This is a genomic window from Nonomuraea cypriaca (assembly GCF_015645445.1).
GTDB classification, from domain to species: domain Bacteria; phylum Actinomycetota; class Actinomycetes; order Streptosporangiales; family Streptosporangiaceae; genus Nonomuraea; species Nonomuraea cypriaca.
The window spans coordinates 1-14,414 of sequence record NZ_JADOGI010000142.1 but is presented as its reverse complement, the minus strand read 5'-3'; the positions used below and the strand labels follow the sequence as shown (position 1 = coordinate 14,414).

Here is a 14,414-nt window from a genome sequence, read left to right as displayed (position 1 = left end):
CTAGGTGGTGTGACGCAGGCGGAGCCGCGCGCGCTGGATCTTGCCGGTCGCCGATCGCGGCAACTCGTCGACGAACTCGATCTCCCGCGGGTAGGCGAAGCGGGAGTGGGTGGTCTTGGCGAACTCGCGGATGTCCCGTGCCAGCTCCTCACCTGGCAGGTAGCCGGGCGCGAGCAGTACCCACGCCTTGACGGCCTGGCCGCGTACGGGGTCGGGCACCCCGGCCACGCCCACCTCGGCGACGGCGGGATGGGCGCGCAGCGCGGCCTCGACCTCGTCGGGTCCGACCCGGTAGCCGGAGGTCTTGATCACGTCGTCCACCCGGCCGAGGAACCAGTAGTAGCCGTCCTCGTCCACCCGGGCGTGGTCCTTGGTGTGGAACCACTCGCCGCCGAACACCTCCATGGAGTCCTCGGGACGGTTCCAGTAGCCGAGCGGGAACTGCGGGTTGCTCCGCGCCCGCAGGCAGATCTCGCCGACCTCGCCGGCCGGCACCGGCCGCTCGGACTCGTCCAGCAGCGCCACGTCCCAGCCCGGCAGCGGGCGCCCCACGGAGCCCTCCTTCACGGGCTCGCCGGGGAGGTTTCCGATCAGCGGGTACGACTCCGTCGAACCGTAGTAGTCGAGCAGCGTGACCTCGAACTCGTCGCGGAACCAGCGGATCAGGTCCGCCGTGAGCGGCTCGTTGGCGCAGCACACCGTACGCAGCCGCTGCGGATGACGCCGTCCCGCGTCCGGCACCTGCTCGCGCATCTTGCGCAGGAACGTGGGGTTGACCAGCCCGGTCGTCACCCCGTTGCGCGCCATCCCGGCCAGCAGCCCTTCCGGGTCGAACCCGGCGGCCGGGCGGTAGACGTAGTGCGTGGCCCCCGCCCGCAGGGGCCCCATGAGCTTGGCCATCGACCAGGCCCACTCCCCCGCGCCGTAGAAGACGTCGCCGGGGCGCAGGTCGTGGCAGTGCCGGAACTCGTTGTGGCCGAGCAGCGTCCGGTGCGCGTGCACGATGCCCTTGGCCGGGCCGGTCGTGCCGGAGGTGTAGAAGATCAGCGCCGGATCGTCGGCGGCGGTGTCGGCGTCCTCGAACTCGGGCGGCAGCAGCCCGATCGCCGGGTCGTCCACGTCCACCACGACGCCGTCGTACGCGCTCGCCCGCCGCACCGCGCCGGCCTCGGTGACCAGCACCGACGCGCCGGCGTCCGCGAGGCGGTAGGCGATCTGGTCGTCGGCCCAGAGCAGCGACATGGTCACGAGCACCGCGCCGGTACGCAGCACGCCGAGGTACGTCGCCGGCGTGTCGGCCCGCTGCGGCAGCATGACCGCCACGCGGTCGCCCGGCGTCACGCCGAGCGCGCGCAGGCAGGCGGCCATCTGACGGGAGCGGTCCTGCACCGCGCCCCAGCGGATCTCCTCGTGCGCCCCGGTGTGGTCCTCGAAGATCAGCGCCAGGTTCTCGCGCGGGTGGCGGTCGGCCACGTCCACGGCCATGTTGTACCGCTCGGGCACACTCCACTCGGTCACTTGGCACGTCCCCGCAGGAAACGGGCCATCTCGCGCTGCGGCTCGCCGGTGGCGTACGCGGCGGCGTGCACCTTCTTGGCCGCTGTCACGGCGTCGGCGAGGGCGTCCCGCTCCAGGTCCCTGAGCCTGCCCTTGGTCAGCGCCACGGCCCCCGGGGGCAGCGCGGACAGCTCCTTGGCCTGCGCCACCGCCGCCGCCAGCACCTCGCCCTCCGCCACCAGCCTGTTCAGCAGGCCGAGCCGCTCGGCCTCCGCTCCGTACACCAGCCGCCCGGTGAGCGCGAACTCGGTGGTCCTGGCGCGGCCGAGGATGTCCCACATGGCCCAGATGCCAGTGATGCTCGGGATGCCGGAGAGCACCTCGGGCTGGCCCATCCGGCAGCCCGCGTGGCCGATGCGCAGGTCGGCCAGCAGCGCGAACTGGAAGCCCGACCCGGCCGCCACCCCGTTCACCGCCGCCACGGTCGGCTTGTCGAGGTCGAGCACCGCCCGGTAGAGCCGGTCGAAGCCGTCGATCCAGGCATCGGAGGCCGCGTGGTCGCCGGGGTCGATGCCTGCCGTCTCGCCCAGGTCCTGTCCCGCGCAGAAGGCGCGCCCGGCGCCCGTGAGGACGACCGCCCCCACCTGGGGATCGTCGCCCGCCTGGCGCAGCAGCTCGATCAGCCTCTCCCGCATGTCGGCGGTCCAGGCGTTGAGCTTCTCCGGCCGGTTCAGCGTGATCACCGCGACGGGTCCTTCGCGGTCGGAAATCACAGTCACAAGCGCCCCTTCCCAGGTCAACGGGCTTGCCGGGATATAACCAGGTGTCTCGGGGCGCTGGCCAACATCAATGTCGACCCTTGCCGATATCAGAGCGATATGGTGAAACCGATGGAGCTACGCCACCTGCGCTATTTCGTCGCCGTAGCCGAGGAGCTGCACTTCGGCCGGGCCGCCGAGCGCCTGCACATGGCGCAGCCGCCGCTGTCCCAGCGCATCCGTGACCTGGAGCGGGAGCTGGGCGTCACGCTGTTCGACCGCAATCCGCACCGCGTCACGCTCACCGAGGCCGGCGCGCTGCTGCTGGCGCACGCCCGCGACGTACTCGACCGCGCCGACGCCGCCCGCGAGGCCATGCGCCGCATCCGTCCAGGCGCGTCCGGGGTGCTGCGCGCGGGCGTCCCGCCCGACACGACGCCGCTGGCGCTGCGGACGCTGGTGGCGACGTTCACCGCGCGCGTCCCTGACGTGCTTCTCGAGCTGCACGAGCTGACCACGGCCAGCCAGCTCGCCAAGCTGCGCGCGGAGGAGCTGGACGCCGGGCTCGTCAGGCACCCGTGCGACACGGTCGGCCTGGAGTCGAGTCAGGTCGTCCACCGCCGGCTGGGCGTGGTCCTGCCGGCCGGCCACCGCGCCGCCCGGCAGGAGGAGGTACGCCTCCGCACCCTCGACGGCTCCGCGCTGGTGATCTTCCCCAGGGACATGGCTCCCCACCTGTACGACCACATCCTGGAGGCGTGCCGCGACAACGGCTTCCTGCCCAGCGCGATCAGGCACGCCCGCAACCCGCACTTCGTCCACGGCCTGGTCATGTCGGGTCTCGGCGCGCACCTGAACGAGGAGCCCCACGACGGGCTGCCCACCGGGCTGGTCTGGCGGCCGATCGACGAGCCCCGGCTGACCTGGTCCACGTCGGCGGTGTGGCCGCCGGTGCAGGGCGGGGATGTCGTCACCGCGTTCGCCGAGTCCGCGCTCGCGGGTCTGCGCGAGGTCGGCCACGTGTGACCGGACGCGCTCGGGGCGGGCGCGGTGCCCTGACCAGCATTTCTCTGGGCCGCGAGCTTGCCCGGCCGCCGCGCGGGTAGTCCTGGCACTACCTTCATGACGGGCCGTACCGCGATGGAGATCCGGGCGCGCGCCCGCGAACGTAGAAGGCATGAATCTCACGACGATCGGCGTTCTGCTCGGCACGCTGCTGGTAGCCCCGGCCGCCCCGGCGAACGCGACCGGCTGGGAGGCGTGTCAGGGCGCCGACCGGCCCAAGGACATGGTGTGCTCCTCCGTCGAGGTGCCGGTCGACTGGGCGAAGCCAGGCGGCAGGAAGATCTCCGTCAAGTTCGCCAAGCTGCCCGCGACCGGCCGTAGCCAGGGCACGGTGTTCAGCGTTCCCGGCGGTCCAGGCGGGTCGGGGATCGACGATCTCACGTACTACACCAAGAGCTTCGCCGACCTGCGCGAGCGGTTCGACGTGGTCAGCCTGGAGCCGCGCAACGCGGGCACGTTCGGGCGGCTGCCGCAGCGGTGCTTCACCACCGGGCCTTGGCTGACCAGGCCCGACGACAAGGCCGAGTACGCCAAGCTCGGCGTGACCGTGCGCAGGGCCGCGCAGGAGTGCAGGAAGCACGACCCCGAGTTCTTCGACCACCTCGACTCCGTCTCCGTGGCGCGCGACATCGAGGCCATCCGCGCCGCACTCGGGCAGGAGCGGCTGAGCTTCATCGCCACCTCGTACGGCGGCGTACCCGCCGTCGCCTACGCCCGGCTGTTCCCCAAGCGGATCCGGGCCATGTACCTCGACGGCGCGGTCAACCAGCTCAGGGACGCCGAGGCGGAGGCCAGGACCAAGTACCGCACGTACGAGGCGCAGTTCGCCAGGTTCGTGGACTGGTGCGCGTCCTCGTCGGCGTGCGGGAAGGACATCGAGGGCCGCTGGCGGAAGCTGGTCGCGGCGGCCGACAGGACGCCGGTCCCCGTCAAGGGTGAGCCGGCCGCGTACAGCGGATTCGACCTGCAGGTGGCCATGATGCCGCACCTCGTCAGCCCGGGGTCCGAGCCGGAGTATCCGCGCTGGACCGAGCTCGCCAAGGCGATCGCGCAGGCGGAGGCCGGGGACGCCACCGGGTTCGCGAAGTACGTCAAGGCGGGTGCCGGCAGTCTCAAGGCGCCGTCGTACGTGGGCATGAACGCCACCCAGTGCACCGACGGGCTGCGTTACCGCGACTACCAGGACTACCAGTCGGTGCGGGCGCTGGGCGAGCGGATCTCGCCGAACCTGTACGGGATGGGCGTGTGGCACCGCCTCGGCTGCACCGGCTGGCCGGTCCCGGTGACGAACCCGCGCGCGCCGCTGCCTTCCGGGCTGCCGCCGTTCCTCGGCGCGGGCACCTGGACGGACTACGACGACACCGCCGACATCGTGCGCCGGGTGCCCGGCTCGTCGACGGTCGAGTACGAAGGCCACGGGCACGGGCTCTACCTCACGGGCAACGCCTGCGCCATCGGGCACGCCAACGCGTACCTGACCGATCTGCGCCTGCCCCCGCCCGGGACCACCTGCCGCCCCGGGCAGTGACCACCCCCGGGCCTGGCCAGGGCGGCCCGCCCCAGCCAGGCCCTCCAGATCAGGGCGGCCGGACAGACCCGGCCGGGCGAGCAGGCCCGTCCAGCCAGGCCCCCAGCACCACAGCGGCCGGCCGAACCGGTCAGGCGAGCAGGCCGGCCAGGGCCAGGGCGGTCTCGGGGTGGCCGGTCAGCAGCGCGGTCGCCTCCCGGTGGGCGGAACCCCCGGGAGCGCGCCACTCGCCCGCGCACCCCAGCAGCCCGGCCACCGCGTCACAGGCGTCCGGATGCCCGATGAGCAGCTCGGTCACCGGCCCCGCGGCCGCCGCCCGGGCGGCGGCCGGTGCGGGCGCCGGCCGCGCCGTCCACGGCGGCACCCAGGAGTCCACCGCCGTCAGCGACCCGGGGAACGTGCGGCCGGCCTCGCGTACGAGCACCGGCATCAGCTCCCCGGCCTGGTCCCGCAGAGTGGTGATCAGCTTGGGCAGCCACGGCAGCAGCACGTTGTCAGGCAACCGCCCGAACGCCTTCGAGATCACCTCCACCACGAACCCGGACAGCACCGGAGCCGGCTCCATGGCCTGCACGAACCCGATGATGTACTGCGGGAACGACGGGATGACCAGCGGGTTGGCCAGCAGTTCGTCGCACCGCTCCCGCAGCTCGGTCACCGGCAGCAGCCCGAGCTGCGTCTGAGCCGCCCACAGCAGCGCCACCTTGGCCGGCGCCTCGGGATGCGACTGCCGCACGGCCAGCTCCAGCTGCGCCCGGTCGCAGCCCAGCGCCAGCGCCAGGCTCTCCATCGAGAACAGGAACCCCAGCATGGCCGCGACCTGCCGCACCCCGGTGTCCTCCGCCACGAAAGCGGTGGGCAGCAGCGTGCAGTACTGCGCGTATCCGGTGGTCGCGAACTCCTCGCACCAGGCGGGCAGCTCCGTCCCCTTCGCCCGGTAGTAGACCATCAGCCGCCGGATCCTGCGCAGCACCTCGGGCGCGTCGTCCACGCTCCGCTCGGCCGAGAGCAGCTCCACGGCCCGCGCCCCGAGCTCGTCGGTGAACCGCCTGCTGCCCAGGAACAGCTCGGCGTCCTCGACCGCCGCGAGCGCCACCGCCGCGGTGGCCGTGGGGTCCCGGACGGACCTGCGCAGCCGTTGCTCCAGGACCTGCTCGATGGTGACGCCCTCGTAGCCCAGCTCGATGATCGAGCGCTGGTGGCGGCCGAACGCCAGGTCCCAGCTCTCCTGGATCGAACGCTCCCCCAGCCCGCGCTCCCCCATGATGGGCCGCACGGCGTCGTCAGGCAGCAGGTAGCGCAGCATCCACAGCAGGTCGGAGCAGGGCACCAGCTCGGGCTCGGCCTTGAGGTCGATCAGCGCCCGCTGGATCGTGCGCTTGTCCAGGTCGAGCCCGAGCGGCTCCAGCCGGTCGTAGACGTCCCTGGCCAGCGGCGGCAGCGCGTCGTAGCCGACCTCGCCGACGCGGTCGCCGCCGAGCAGGATCTCGCACAGCCGGCGTACGTCCCGCCGCCCGGGCACGGCGTCCTTCTCGATGCAGGTGACGGCCGCGTCCTGGAAGTCGTACGGGGTGGGCCGGGCGCGGTTGCGCATTCCGGCGAGCAGGATCGAGCTCTCGTAGACGGCGATGGCGTCGGCCGTGCTGGCCAGGTAGCCGTTGCGGCGGGCCAGCCGGACGATGTCGACGCACCAGCCGAGCAGTTCGGCCTCGTCCAGGCCGTCCAGGGCGGGCGGCCTGGACAGGAACCCGGTGAGCCGGTCGGCCACCTCGCCCCGCGGCACCGGCGCGGGCAACTTGGCCGCGCGTTTGCGCGCGCCCTTCTGCCCGGCCAGCTGGAACGGCGTCAGCCTGCTCCTGGTGACCGCCTTGGCCCAGGTCGCCGCCGCGATCGACACCGATCCCGGGGCCAGTCCGAACTGCGCCTCGATGGCCGAGTGGCTGGACGGGATGAGCCCGTACAGCCATTTCGTGTCCGTACGCGGGCTGATCTCGTAGGGGGTCGTGGACCGCAGGCCGAACTGCTCGACGCGGCTCGCGGCGTGGAAGGCGCCGCACACGTAGAGGCAGTCGGCGGGGTCGGCGCCGGAGGCGGCCAGGTGCTCGCGCATCCTGGTCCACATGTAGCGCTCGCGGTCCTCGTCCATGGCCAGCCGCTCGCCGTCCGGGGTGAGACGGCGGAACAGGCTGCCGATCAGCACCATGACCTGGCGGTAGGTGTCGTAGTCCGCGCCGGAGAGCGGCTGTTCGACGTACTGGTCCCACCACTCGGACCAGTGGCGCACCTTGCCGTGGTGCAGCAGGTGCTGCTCCAGCTCGGCGAATCGCGGGCGCAGGTCACCGATCTCCACGCCCACGGCGTCGCCGTGCAGGCCCGCCTCCTCGCTCGGCTCCTCCCCGGGCTTCTGCTCGTCCTTGGGCTTGGGCTCCTCCTTGGGGCGCCACTGGAAGACGTGGTCCGACGAGCGGTCCACCAGCACCAGCTCGACGCCCGGCGTGTCGAGCGCGTACGAGATCGCCTGGTATTCGGCCGACGCCTCCGTGATGGGGGCCACCACGCTGAGCGGCGCCCACGAGTCGGGGAAGCCGTCGAGGGTGGTCGCGAACGCCTGCACCGCGACCGGCAGCCGGCAGTTGCGCAGCTCGGTCAGCAGCGGCCGCAGGTCCTCGCACAACTCCAGGTAGACGACCTTGGGCTGCTTCTCGCGCAGCCTGCGCACCATCGCCAGCGCGGAGGCCGGCGAATGGTGGCAGACCGGGAAGATCTCCAGCTCCTCGCGCAGCGCCCGGTCGACGTCGTCCACCAGCCCCGCCAGGATGCCGGACAGGTCGGCGGGCGCGCCGGCGAACGCGGTGGCGGCGTCGAGCAGCTGCTCCCGGAGTGACCCGAACGGGCTCGCCTGCCCGGGGCTCGCCTGCTTGGTCGTGAGGCTCGCCTGCTCGGTCATGAGAGCGTGGCGATGGCCTCGCGGCCGCCCTCGAGGAACTCCGGCCACTCCCCGCCGTCCTTCTTGCTGCGCGGCTCGACGACGCCGTGCCAGTACTTGTTCAGGATGGCCAGGTCCTCCGGGCTGCGCCTGGCCAGCGAGCCGACCAGCGAGCCTGCGAGGGTCTGCGCGCGCAGCGTGCGGTCGCCGAAGAAGTTGCTGTGCAGGATCGCGTCCTCCAGCACGCCGATCTGCTCGGCGGTGGACAGCGCCGACTCCAGCTTCTCGTCGTCGCTGGTCGCCGAGGCGGCGGCGGAGCGCAGATCGGCGAAGCTCTGCAGGAGGATGTCCAGCAGTGTGGGCGGCAGGTCCAGCTCGATCCGGTGCCGGCGCAGCAGCTCTTCTGTACGGAAGCGGACGATCTCCGCCTCGCTCTTCTTGTTCGTCACGACGGGGATGCGGACGAAGTTGAAGCGGCGCTTCAGTGCCGACGACAGGTCATTCACGCCCCGGTCGCGGCTGTTGGCGGTGGCGATGATGGAGAAGCCGGGCTGGGCGAAGACGATGTTGTCGTCGTTGAGCTCGGGGATGGAGACGTACTTCTCCGACAGGATGGAGATCAGCGCGTCCTGTACGTCGCTGGTCGAGCGGGTCAGCTCCTCGAAGCGGCCGATCACGCCGTCTTCCATCGCCGTCATGATCGGCGAGGGGATCATCGACTCACGGGACTGGCCCTTGGCGATGACCATGGAGACGTTCCACGAGTACTTGATGTGGTCTTCCGTCGTGCCTGCGGTGCCCTGGACCACGAGCGTGGAGTTGCGGCAGATGGCTGCCGACAGCAGCTCGGCCAGCCAGCTCTTGCCGGTGCCCGGGTCTCCGATCAGCAGCAGGCCGCGATCGGAGGCCAGGGTCACGATGCTGCGCTCGACGAAGCTGCGGTCGCCGAACCACTTCTGCGGGATCTCGCGGTCGAGCCCGTCGGAGCGCTCGGAGCCGAGCACGAATATCCTGATCATGCGCGGGCTCAGCCGCCACGAGAACGGCTTGGGGTTGTCGTCGACCGACTCCAGCCAGTCGAGCTCCTCTGCGTACTTCACCTCTGCGGGGGCGCGCAGCATATCGTCACTCATTCGCGGGTCTCCTAGGTGAGGAAGTTCTTGAGCTCGAACACGAGCTTGCGGATATGGCCCGAGATCACCGGGGTGCCGAGGGCCTTGAGCTTCTGGCGGTACCAGGGATCGACGCTCTGGCGACCGGAGCTGTTGACCGAGCCGACGGGGATGTACTTGACCCCCGAGCGGTGGACCGCCTCGAAGTCGTTGATCAGTGATCGGTTGTCGTAGAAGTCAGAGATCCACACCATCACGGTGTTACGCGGATCGGAGATCTTCGGCCTGGCCAGCGCCATCGCGGCCGTCCCGTCGGTGCCGCCGCCGAGCGTGGTGCGCAGGAGCACCTCGAACGGGTCGTGCACCCAGGGTGTGAGGTCGAGTGCCCGGGTGTCATACGCGATCAGGTGCACGTCGACCTTCGGCAGCCCGGCGAAGATAGAGGCCAGGATGGTGCAGTTGACCATCGCGTCCACCATCGAGCCCGACTGGTCGACGACCACGATGAGGCGGGCCGGGGTGGTGCGGCGGGCGGTCTGCCGGTAGTAGAGCCGGTCGACGTAGAGCCGCTGGTCCTCGGGGCTCCAGTTGGTGAGGTTCTTCCAGATGGTGCGGTCGACGTCGAGGTTGCGGAAGACCCGCTTCGGCGGCACCGACCGGTCGATGACGCCCACGCTGGTCTTCTCCACCTGGGTACGCAGCACCTGGGCGACCTCGTCCACGAACCTGCGGATCAGCGCCTTGGCGTTGGCCAGCGCGACGCCCGACAGGTTGGACTTGTCGCGCAGCAACTGCTCGATGAGCGACATGCTGGGCGTGAGCTGCCTGGCCAGGGCCGGGTCGGCGAGCACCTCGCGCAGGTGCATGCGCTTGACCAGGTCACCCTCCAGGCCGGCGAGCACACCGGCCAGCTCCTCGTTGCCCGGCTGGTTGCGCAGGCCGCCGGGCTCGCAGCCCATGCCACGCTCGAACCAGGCCGCGTCCTGCTTCCACCGCTCCAGCTGCCCCGCCGTGACGTTGCCCGTGCCGGTGGCGAACACGTTGAGCAGCAGCTTGGAAACCAAGGCCGCCCGCCGAACCTCACCACCGCCCTCACCCGCCTCGGCCTCGCTGACCGGCTCATGCTCCTCACCCGGCTCGGCCTCGTTGGTCGGCTCGCGCCCCTCGCCCGGCTCGGCCTGGGGCTTGTCCTGCTCGGCCTGGGGCTTGTCCTGCTCGGGTTCCTTGGTGGCCATCAGGTCCTGGAACTCGGCGCCCAGTTCGGGGAAGCGTTGCACCAGGTTGTCGATGGACACGCCCGGGTCGAGCAGCGCGGGCGGGAGGCCGAGGTCGCCGACGATGCCCAGGCTGGCGGTCTCCAGCGTGGCCTGCTCGTCGGGACTGAACAGCCTGGACAGCAGGCGCCAGTAGAGCACCTGGCGCCGGGTCTGATCGGCGCTCTGCGTGATGTCGGTCATTTCCGCAGCAACCGTCCCGCCCGCTCGCGCAGCACGGCGACCACGTCACCGGACCTCGCCTCGGCCTTGACCACCTTGGGATCGGTGGGGCCCATCGCCCAGTCGCCGTTGTGCACCATGACCGGCTTCTTCTTGACCGTGGCCCGCACCGCGATCGGCTGCAGCAGCCACCGGCCGCCGTCCCAGCGCATCAGGCCGAGACACGCGGACGAGGCCGCCACCAGCTCGGGCGTGAGCGGTCCAACCGCAGGCAGCCGATCGAGGTCCAGCGCGAGGGTGTTGCCACCCAGGTCCAGCGTCGCGCCGTCGATCTCGTAGCCCTCGACGAGTACGGGCTCGGCGATGCGTACAGGATGGCGGTCGAGGGGCGGGACCGGCGGGGCGAGGGCCGCGCCGAGTTGCACCCGGGCGGTCGCGAACGGGTCGGCCGCCTCGCCCGCCCGCGCCCGGTCGTCGTGCCACACCAGGTCGCCGCCTGGCAGCAGCGGCATGTCCGTGATGTCCAGGCTGAGGTGTCCGGCCAGCGCGCCCAGCAGCACGGGATGGCCGGCCATCAGCCGCCACACGGCCGGTCCCGCGATCGTGTCCACCTTGGCCGCGGCCACGCTGGTGCGTACCAGCCTGGCCGGTGCGCCGCCGGCGGGCTCGAAGATCGCGTGGACCTGGGCGCGTACCACTGTGGCGTGCTCGTGGACGTCGGCGCCCAGGATCAGCAGCCGGCCGGACACCTGCTCGGCGCCGCCGTGCCACGGGCCCGCCTGCGACAGCAGCACGGCGCGGGTCCACAGGTCCGCCCACCTGCGGGCGGGAAGGTCCGGCATCGTGGCGACCGGGCTCGACGCCCGCAGCTCCGCCGCGAGGCCGTCGAGCAGCACCGCGAGGCCGCGCAACGCGGGCACGGCGAGCAGCGCCTCGATCGTCTGGTCCGACGAGGAGACGAGATCGTGGTCGACGCCGCGCCACCCCACGATGGCCAGCTCCCGCAACCACGCCCGGCACCCCTCAAGCAAATGCCCCTCACCGACATCAAGCCCACCACCGGCCCCCGGACCGCCTGATACAGCGCCCGTGGTCGCCGGTGCAGGACCCGTGGCAGCCGGTGCGGCGGCGTCCAGGGTGTTCGGTGCGGCGGTTCCCGGGGTGTTGGGGGCGGAATCCCAGGTGGGCCGGGTGCGGCCGAGTGCGGTGTCGAGGCGGCTGAGCAGGGCGTCGTGCGTCGCGCCGAACAGCGCGGCCCGCCCGCCGGCCAGCACGGCCAGGTCCGCGTCGCCGACCGACCCCGCCGCCACCTTCTCCACCGCCTCGGCGAACCGGTCGCCGAGCGGCCCGGCCGCCAGCGCCCCCGCCATCGCCGTAAGCGCCGCCGCGGCGTCCTCACCGACCCGGGCGAACCCGTGCCCGAGCGCGTCGTCGAACCCCGCCACCAGGCCGAGCGTCTCCTCGACGCCCGCGTGGGCCTCGCCGAGCACCTCACCAAGCTGTACGTCAAGCATCAGCGCACCTCCCACCCAGCACGTCCCACGTACATCCGGCATCAGCGCGCCTCACCACCATGTCGGCCCGGCATGCGTCAGCACGCCTCACCGCAGCACCGTGTCCGTCCGGCATCAGCGCACCGCCCCCGTGGCAGGGAACCAGTGCAGCTCGGCCAGCGGCTCGGTGCTGTCGGGCACCTCCAGGTAGGCCAGGTGGCGCAGGAACCGGCTGAACACCACGGCCGCCGGCGTCCGCTCGGGGCTGCCGTGCAGGCAGCCCATCAGATCGCCGCCCTCCGGGACCTCGACCCGCAGGTAACGCGCCACCCGGTCGATCCCGTACTGCAGGACCGCCTCACCGGCCATCGCGTGGATGTGCTTGCACGCGTTGCCGTACAGCCCTCCGCAGGGCCGGTTGTTGTTGGTGCTGCAGCTCACGGCATGGGTGCCGGCGGCGATCGACGAGACGTAGACCCGCTCGATGTCGGACCCGCTGGACACGACCCCCTGCAGCCGGCCGTCGGCCAGCTCGACGAACGGCACCTTCGCCAGCTTGCGCGGCTGGACCGGTGGCACCACCCGCACCACGCTGCGCCGCTCCCACGCGGCTCTGTCCGCGTCCAAGACCTCAGACCCTCCCGCCCTGCCGGTTCACGGGAGCAGGCGGGAGTGCCCGCGCCGTCGTGAACGGCTCATCGATGATCCCGGAACTTACCGGAGCTCACCGACAGATCCGGCCAGAATGATCAAAGCGGGCGGTCAAGGCGGCCGCCGTCTCAACCGTCGCGGACGGCACCCCGCCGATCACTCGGGCTTGACGTCCGCCACGGCCCAGGTCGGGTGCTCGCCGGGGGCCAGTTCGACGAAGCCCGGCACGTCCCGCAGCGCCTCCTCGGCCCCGCCAGGCGTGTACGTCGCGATGATCCGCATCGGCCGCCACCCGGTGTTGAACGTCGAGTGCATCGTCCCCATGGGAATCCACACGGCGTCCCCGGCCCTGACGGCGAACTCCGGCCCGTCGCCGACCGTCTGACGCCCCTCGCCCTCGATGACGTAGAGGATCTCGTCGGAGTGGGGGTGCTGGTGCCGGTCGTGCCCCTTGTTCGGATTGATCACGACCTCGCCGAGAGTGGACGAGGCGCCCGGCACACTGCCGGGGGTCACGTGCCATTTGATGGAGCCCCAGTCGAAGAGCATCGTGGGTACGGAGTCCGGTTCGCGGTGCACGGTGGTCCTTCCTACAGGTTCTTGAACGTGCGGAGCTGGTCGGCGATGGCGCGTTCGGCAGGCAGGCGTTCCATCGAGGAGGCGCCGAAGAAACCCGCGATCCCCAACGTGCGCTCCTGGATGTAACGCACGTCGTCGGGCTCGGCGATGGGGCCGCCGTGGCACAGGACGATGACGTCGGAGTTCACCGCGACGGCGGCGTCGTGCATCTCCTGGACGCGGACGACAGACTCGTCGAGCGTGAGCGCGGTCACGGCGCCGATGCTGCCCTTGGTCGTCAGTCCCATGTGCGGCACGAGGATGTCGGCGCCCGCCCGCGCCATGGCCGCGGCCTGCTCGGGCGTGAAGACGTACGGGGCCGTGAGCAGACCCCGCTCGGCCGCCAGCCTGATCATGTCGACCTCCAGGTCGAACCCCATGCCGGTCTCCTCCAGGTTCGCGCGGAAGACGCCGTCGATGAGGCCGACCGTGGGGAAGTTCTGGACGCCGGCGAACCCCATGCGCGCCAGCTCGTCCAGGAACTGCGGCATGAGCCGGAACGGGTCCGTCCCGCAGACGCCGGCCAGCACCGGCGTTTCCTTGACGACCGGCAGCACCTCGCCGGCCATCTCGACCACGATGGCGTTGGCGTCGCCGTACGGGAGCAGCCCGGCCAGCGAGCCGCGGCCCGCCATCCTGAACCGGCCCGAGTTGTAGATGATCAGCAGGTCGACGCCGCCGGTCTCGGCCGCCTTGGCCGACAGCCCGGAGCCCGCGCCTGCCCCGATGATGAGCCGGCCGGCCGCCCGCTCGGCGCGCAGCCTGCGCAGTGCCTCGTCCCGATTCATGCCGCCCCTTTCTGGATCAGCTCGTGCAGCCGGTCCGCGGCTGCGACGGCGAACCGCCCGTCGTTGATGTCGTACGAACTCTCCACCACCTCGACGTCGCTCCCGGCCACGGCACTCAGGGCCGCGTCGAAGCAGGCGGCGTCGGCGTCCGGGTCCCAGAAGGGCGCCCCCTCGACGTCCACGGCGGACACCCCACCACGCGGTACGAACATCGCGACGGGCCCGGTGGCGGCCGCGAGCTTCGCGCCGATCAGCCTGCCGATCCCGGCCGCCTCCTCGGCGGTCGTGCGCATCAACGTCACGGTGGGGTTGTGCACCAGCAGCCGGCGGTTCATGAACCGCTCGGGCACGGTGTCCATCGGGCCGAAGTTCACCATGTCCACCGCGCCCAGGCTGACGACCTGCGGCAGGCCGGCGGCCCCGGCGGCGGTCAGGCGCTCGGGACCGGCCGACAGGACGCCGCCGACCAGTTCGTCGGCGAGTTCGGTGGTGGTGAGGTCGAGCACCCCGGCGAAGTAGCCACTGGCCACGAGCGCCTCCAT

At 71.7% G+C, this 14,414-nt stretch carries 11 protein-coding genes and 1 pseudogene; 2 read left to right on the top strand and 10 right to left on the bottom strand.

Going from position 1 to position 14,414, the window contains the following annotated elements; translation table 11 throughout:
* A complete protein-coding gene (locus tag ITP53_RS35840) occupies positions 1 to 1,518 on the bottom strand; it encodes an acyl-CoA synthetase (RefSeq protein WP_328816855.1) in 1,518 nt (505 codons plus the stop codon).
* Positions 1,515 to 2,276, bottom strand: a complete 762-nt coding sequence (locus tag ITP53_RS35835) for an enoyl-CoA hydratase/isomerase family protein (RefSeq protein WP_328816853.1) — start codon at positions 2,274 to 2,276, stop codon at positions 1,515 to 1,517. Before ITP53_RS35835 ends, ITP53_RS35840 begins: the two co-directional genes overlap by 4 nt.
* Positions 2,277 to 2,387: 111 nt before the next feature.
* Between ITP53_RS35835 and ITP53_RS35830 the strand changes: the two genes are divergently transcribed.
* Positions 2,388 to 3,281 (top strand): LysR substrate-binding domain-containing protein, encoded by an 894-nt coding sequence (locus ITP53_RS35830; protein ID WP_195899899.1) that lies wholly within the window; start codon positions 2,388 to 2,390, stop codon positions 3,279 to 3,281.
* Positions 3,282 to 3,432: 151 nt separating this feature from the next.
* Positions 3,433 to 4,848, top strand: coding sequence for an alpha/beta fold hydrolase (locus tag ITP53_RS35825; protein WP_195899898.1), 1,416 nt, complete (start codon positions 3,433 to 3,435; stop codon positions 4,846 to 4,848).
* A gap of 130 nt (positions 4,849 to 4,978) precedes the next feature.
* Here the strand turns inward: ITP53_RS35825 and ITP53_RS35820 are convergent, their stop codons facing one another.
* The 8 genes and pseudogenes from ITP53_RS35820 to ITP53_RS35785 all read right to left on the bottom strand — a co-directional run.
* Entirely contained in the window at positions 4,979 to 7,795 is a 2,817-nt protein-coding gene (locus tag ITP53_RS35820; protein ID WP_195899897.1) for a DUF5682 family protein, read from the bottom strand.
* Positions 7,792 to 8,907, bottom strand: coding sequence for an ATP-binding protein (locus tag ITP53_RS35815; RefSeq protein ID WP_195899896.1), 1,116 nt, complete (start codon positions 8,905 to 8,907; stop codon positions 7,792 to 7,794). Before ITP53_RS35815 ends, ITP53_RS35820 begins: the two co-directional genes overlap by 4 nt.
* Positions 8,908 to 8,918: 11 nt before the next feature.
* The gene (locus tag ITP53_RS35810; protein ID WP_195899895.1) at positions 8,919 to 10,343 is read right to left on the bottom strand and encodes a VWA domain-containing protein; all 1,425 of its coding nucleotides are present in this window, start codon (positions 10,341 to 10,343) and stop codon (positions 8,919 to 8,921) included.
* Positions 10,340 to 11,836, bottom strand: coding sequence for a hypothetical protein (locus ITP53_RS35805; protein WP_195899894.1), 1,497 nt, complete (start codon positions 11,834 to 11,836; stop codon positions 10,340 to 10,342). The genes ITP53_RS35810 and ITP53_RS35805 overlap by 4 nt, the downstream gene beginning before the upstream one ends.
* 114 nt (positions 11,837 to 11,950) lie before the next feature.
* The gene (locus ITP53_RS35800; RefSeq protein WP_195899893.1) at positions 11,951 to 12,442 is read right to left on the bottom strand and encodes a hypothetical protein; all 492 of its coding nucleotides are present in this window, start codon (positions 12,440 to 12,442) and stop codon (positions 11,951 to 11,953) included.
* 180 nt (positions 12,443 to 12,622) lie between these two features.
* On the bottom strand, positions 12,623 to 13,045 hold the full coding sequence (locus ITP53_RS35795) for a cupin domain-containing protein (RefSeq protein WP_328816848.1): 423 nt from the start codon (positions 13,043 to 13,045) through the stop codon (positions 12,623 to 12,625).
* Between the two features lie 11 nt (positions 13,046 to 13,056).
* The gene (locus ITP53_RS35790) at positions 13,057 to 13,872 is read right to left on the bottom strand and encodes a phosphoenolpyruvate hydrolase family protein (RefSeq protein ID WP_195899892.1); all 816 of its coding nucleotides are present in this window, start codon (positions 13,870 to 13,872) and stop codon (positions 13,057 to 13,059) included.
* Positions 13,869 to 14,414, bottom strand: a pseudogene (locus tag ITP53_RS35785) (Tm-1-like ATP-binding domain-containing protein); the annotation flags it as partial. The pseudogene ITP53_RS35785 and the gene ITP53_RS35790, both read right to left, overlap by 4 nt.

What these genes read in the sequence shown, in the direction of transcription:
- ITP53_RS35830 (WP_195899899.1), top strand. Translation starts at nt 2,388, where the DNA reads ATGGAGCTACGCCACCTGCGCTATTTCGTCGCCGTAGCCGAGGAGCTG.
- ITP53_RS35825 (WP_195899898.1), top strand. Translation starts at nt 3,433, where the DNA reads ATGAATCTCACGACGATCGGCGTTCTGCTCGGCACGCTGCTGGTAGCC.
- ITP53_RS35820 (WP_195899897.1), bottom strand. Translation starts at nt 7,795, where the DNA reads ATGACCGAGCAGGCGAGCCTCACGACCAAGCAGGCGAGCCCCGGGCAG.
- ITP53_RS35815 (WP_195899896.1), bottom strand. Translation starts at nt 8,907, where the DNA reads ATGAGTGACGATATGCTGCGCGCCCCCGCAGAGGTGAAGTACGCAGAG.
- ITP53_RS35810 (WP_195899895.1), bottom strand. Translation starts at nt 10,343, where the DNA reads ATGACCGACATCACGCAGAGCGCCGATCAGACCCGGCGCCAGGTGCTC.
- ITP53_RS35805 (WP_195899894.1), bottom strand. Translation starts at nt 11,836, where the DNA reads ATGCTTGACGTACAGCTTGGTGAGGTGCTCGGCGAGGCCCACGCGGGC.
- ITP53_RS35790 (WP_195899892.1), bottom strand. Translation starts at nt 13,872, where the DNA reads ATGAATCGGGACGAGGCACTGCGCAGGCTGCGCGCCGAGCGGGCGGCC.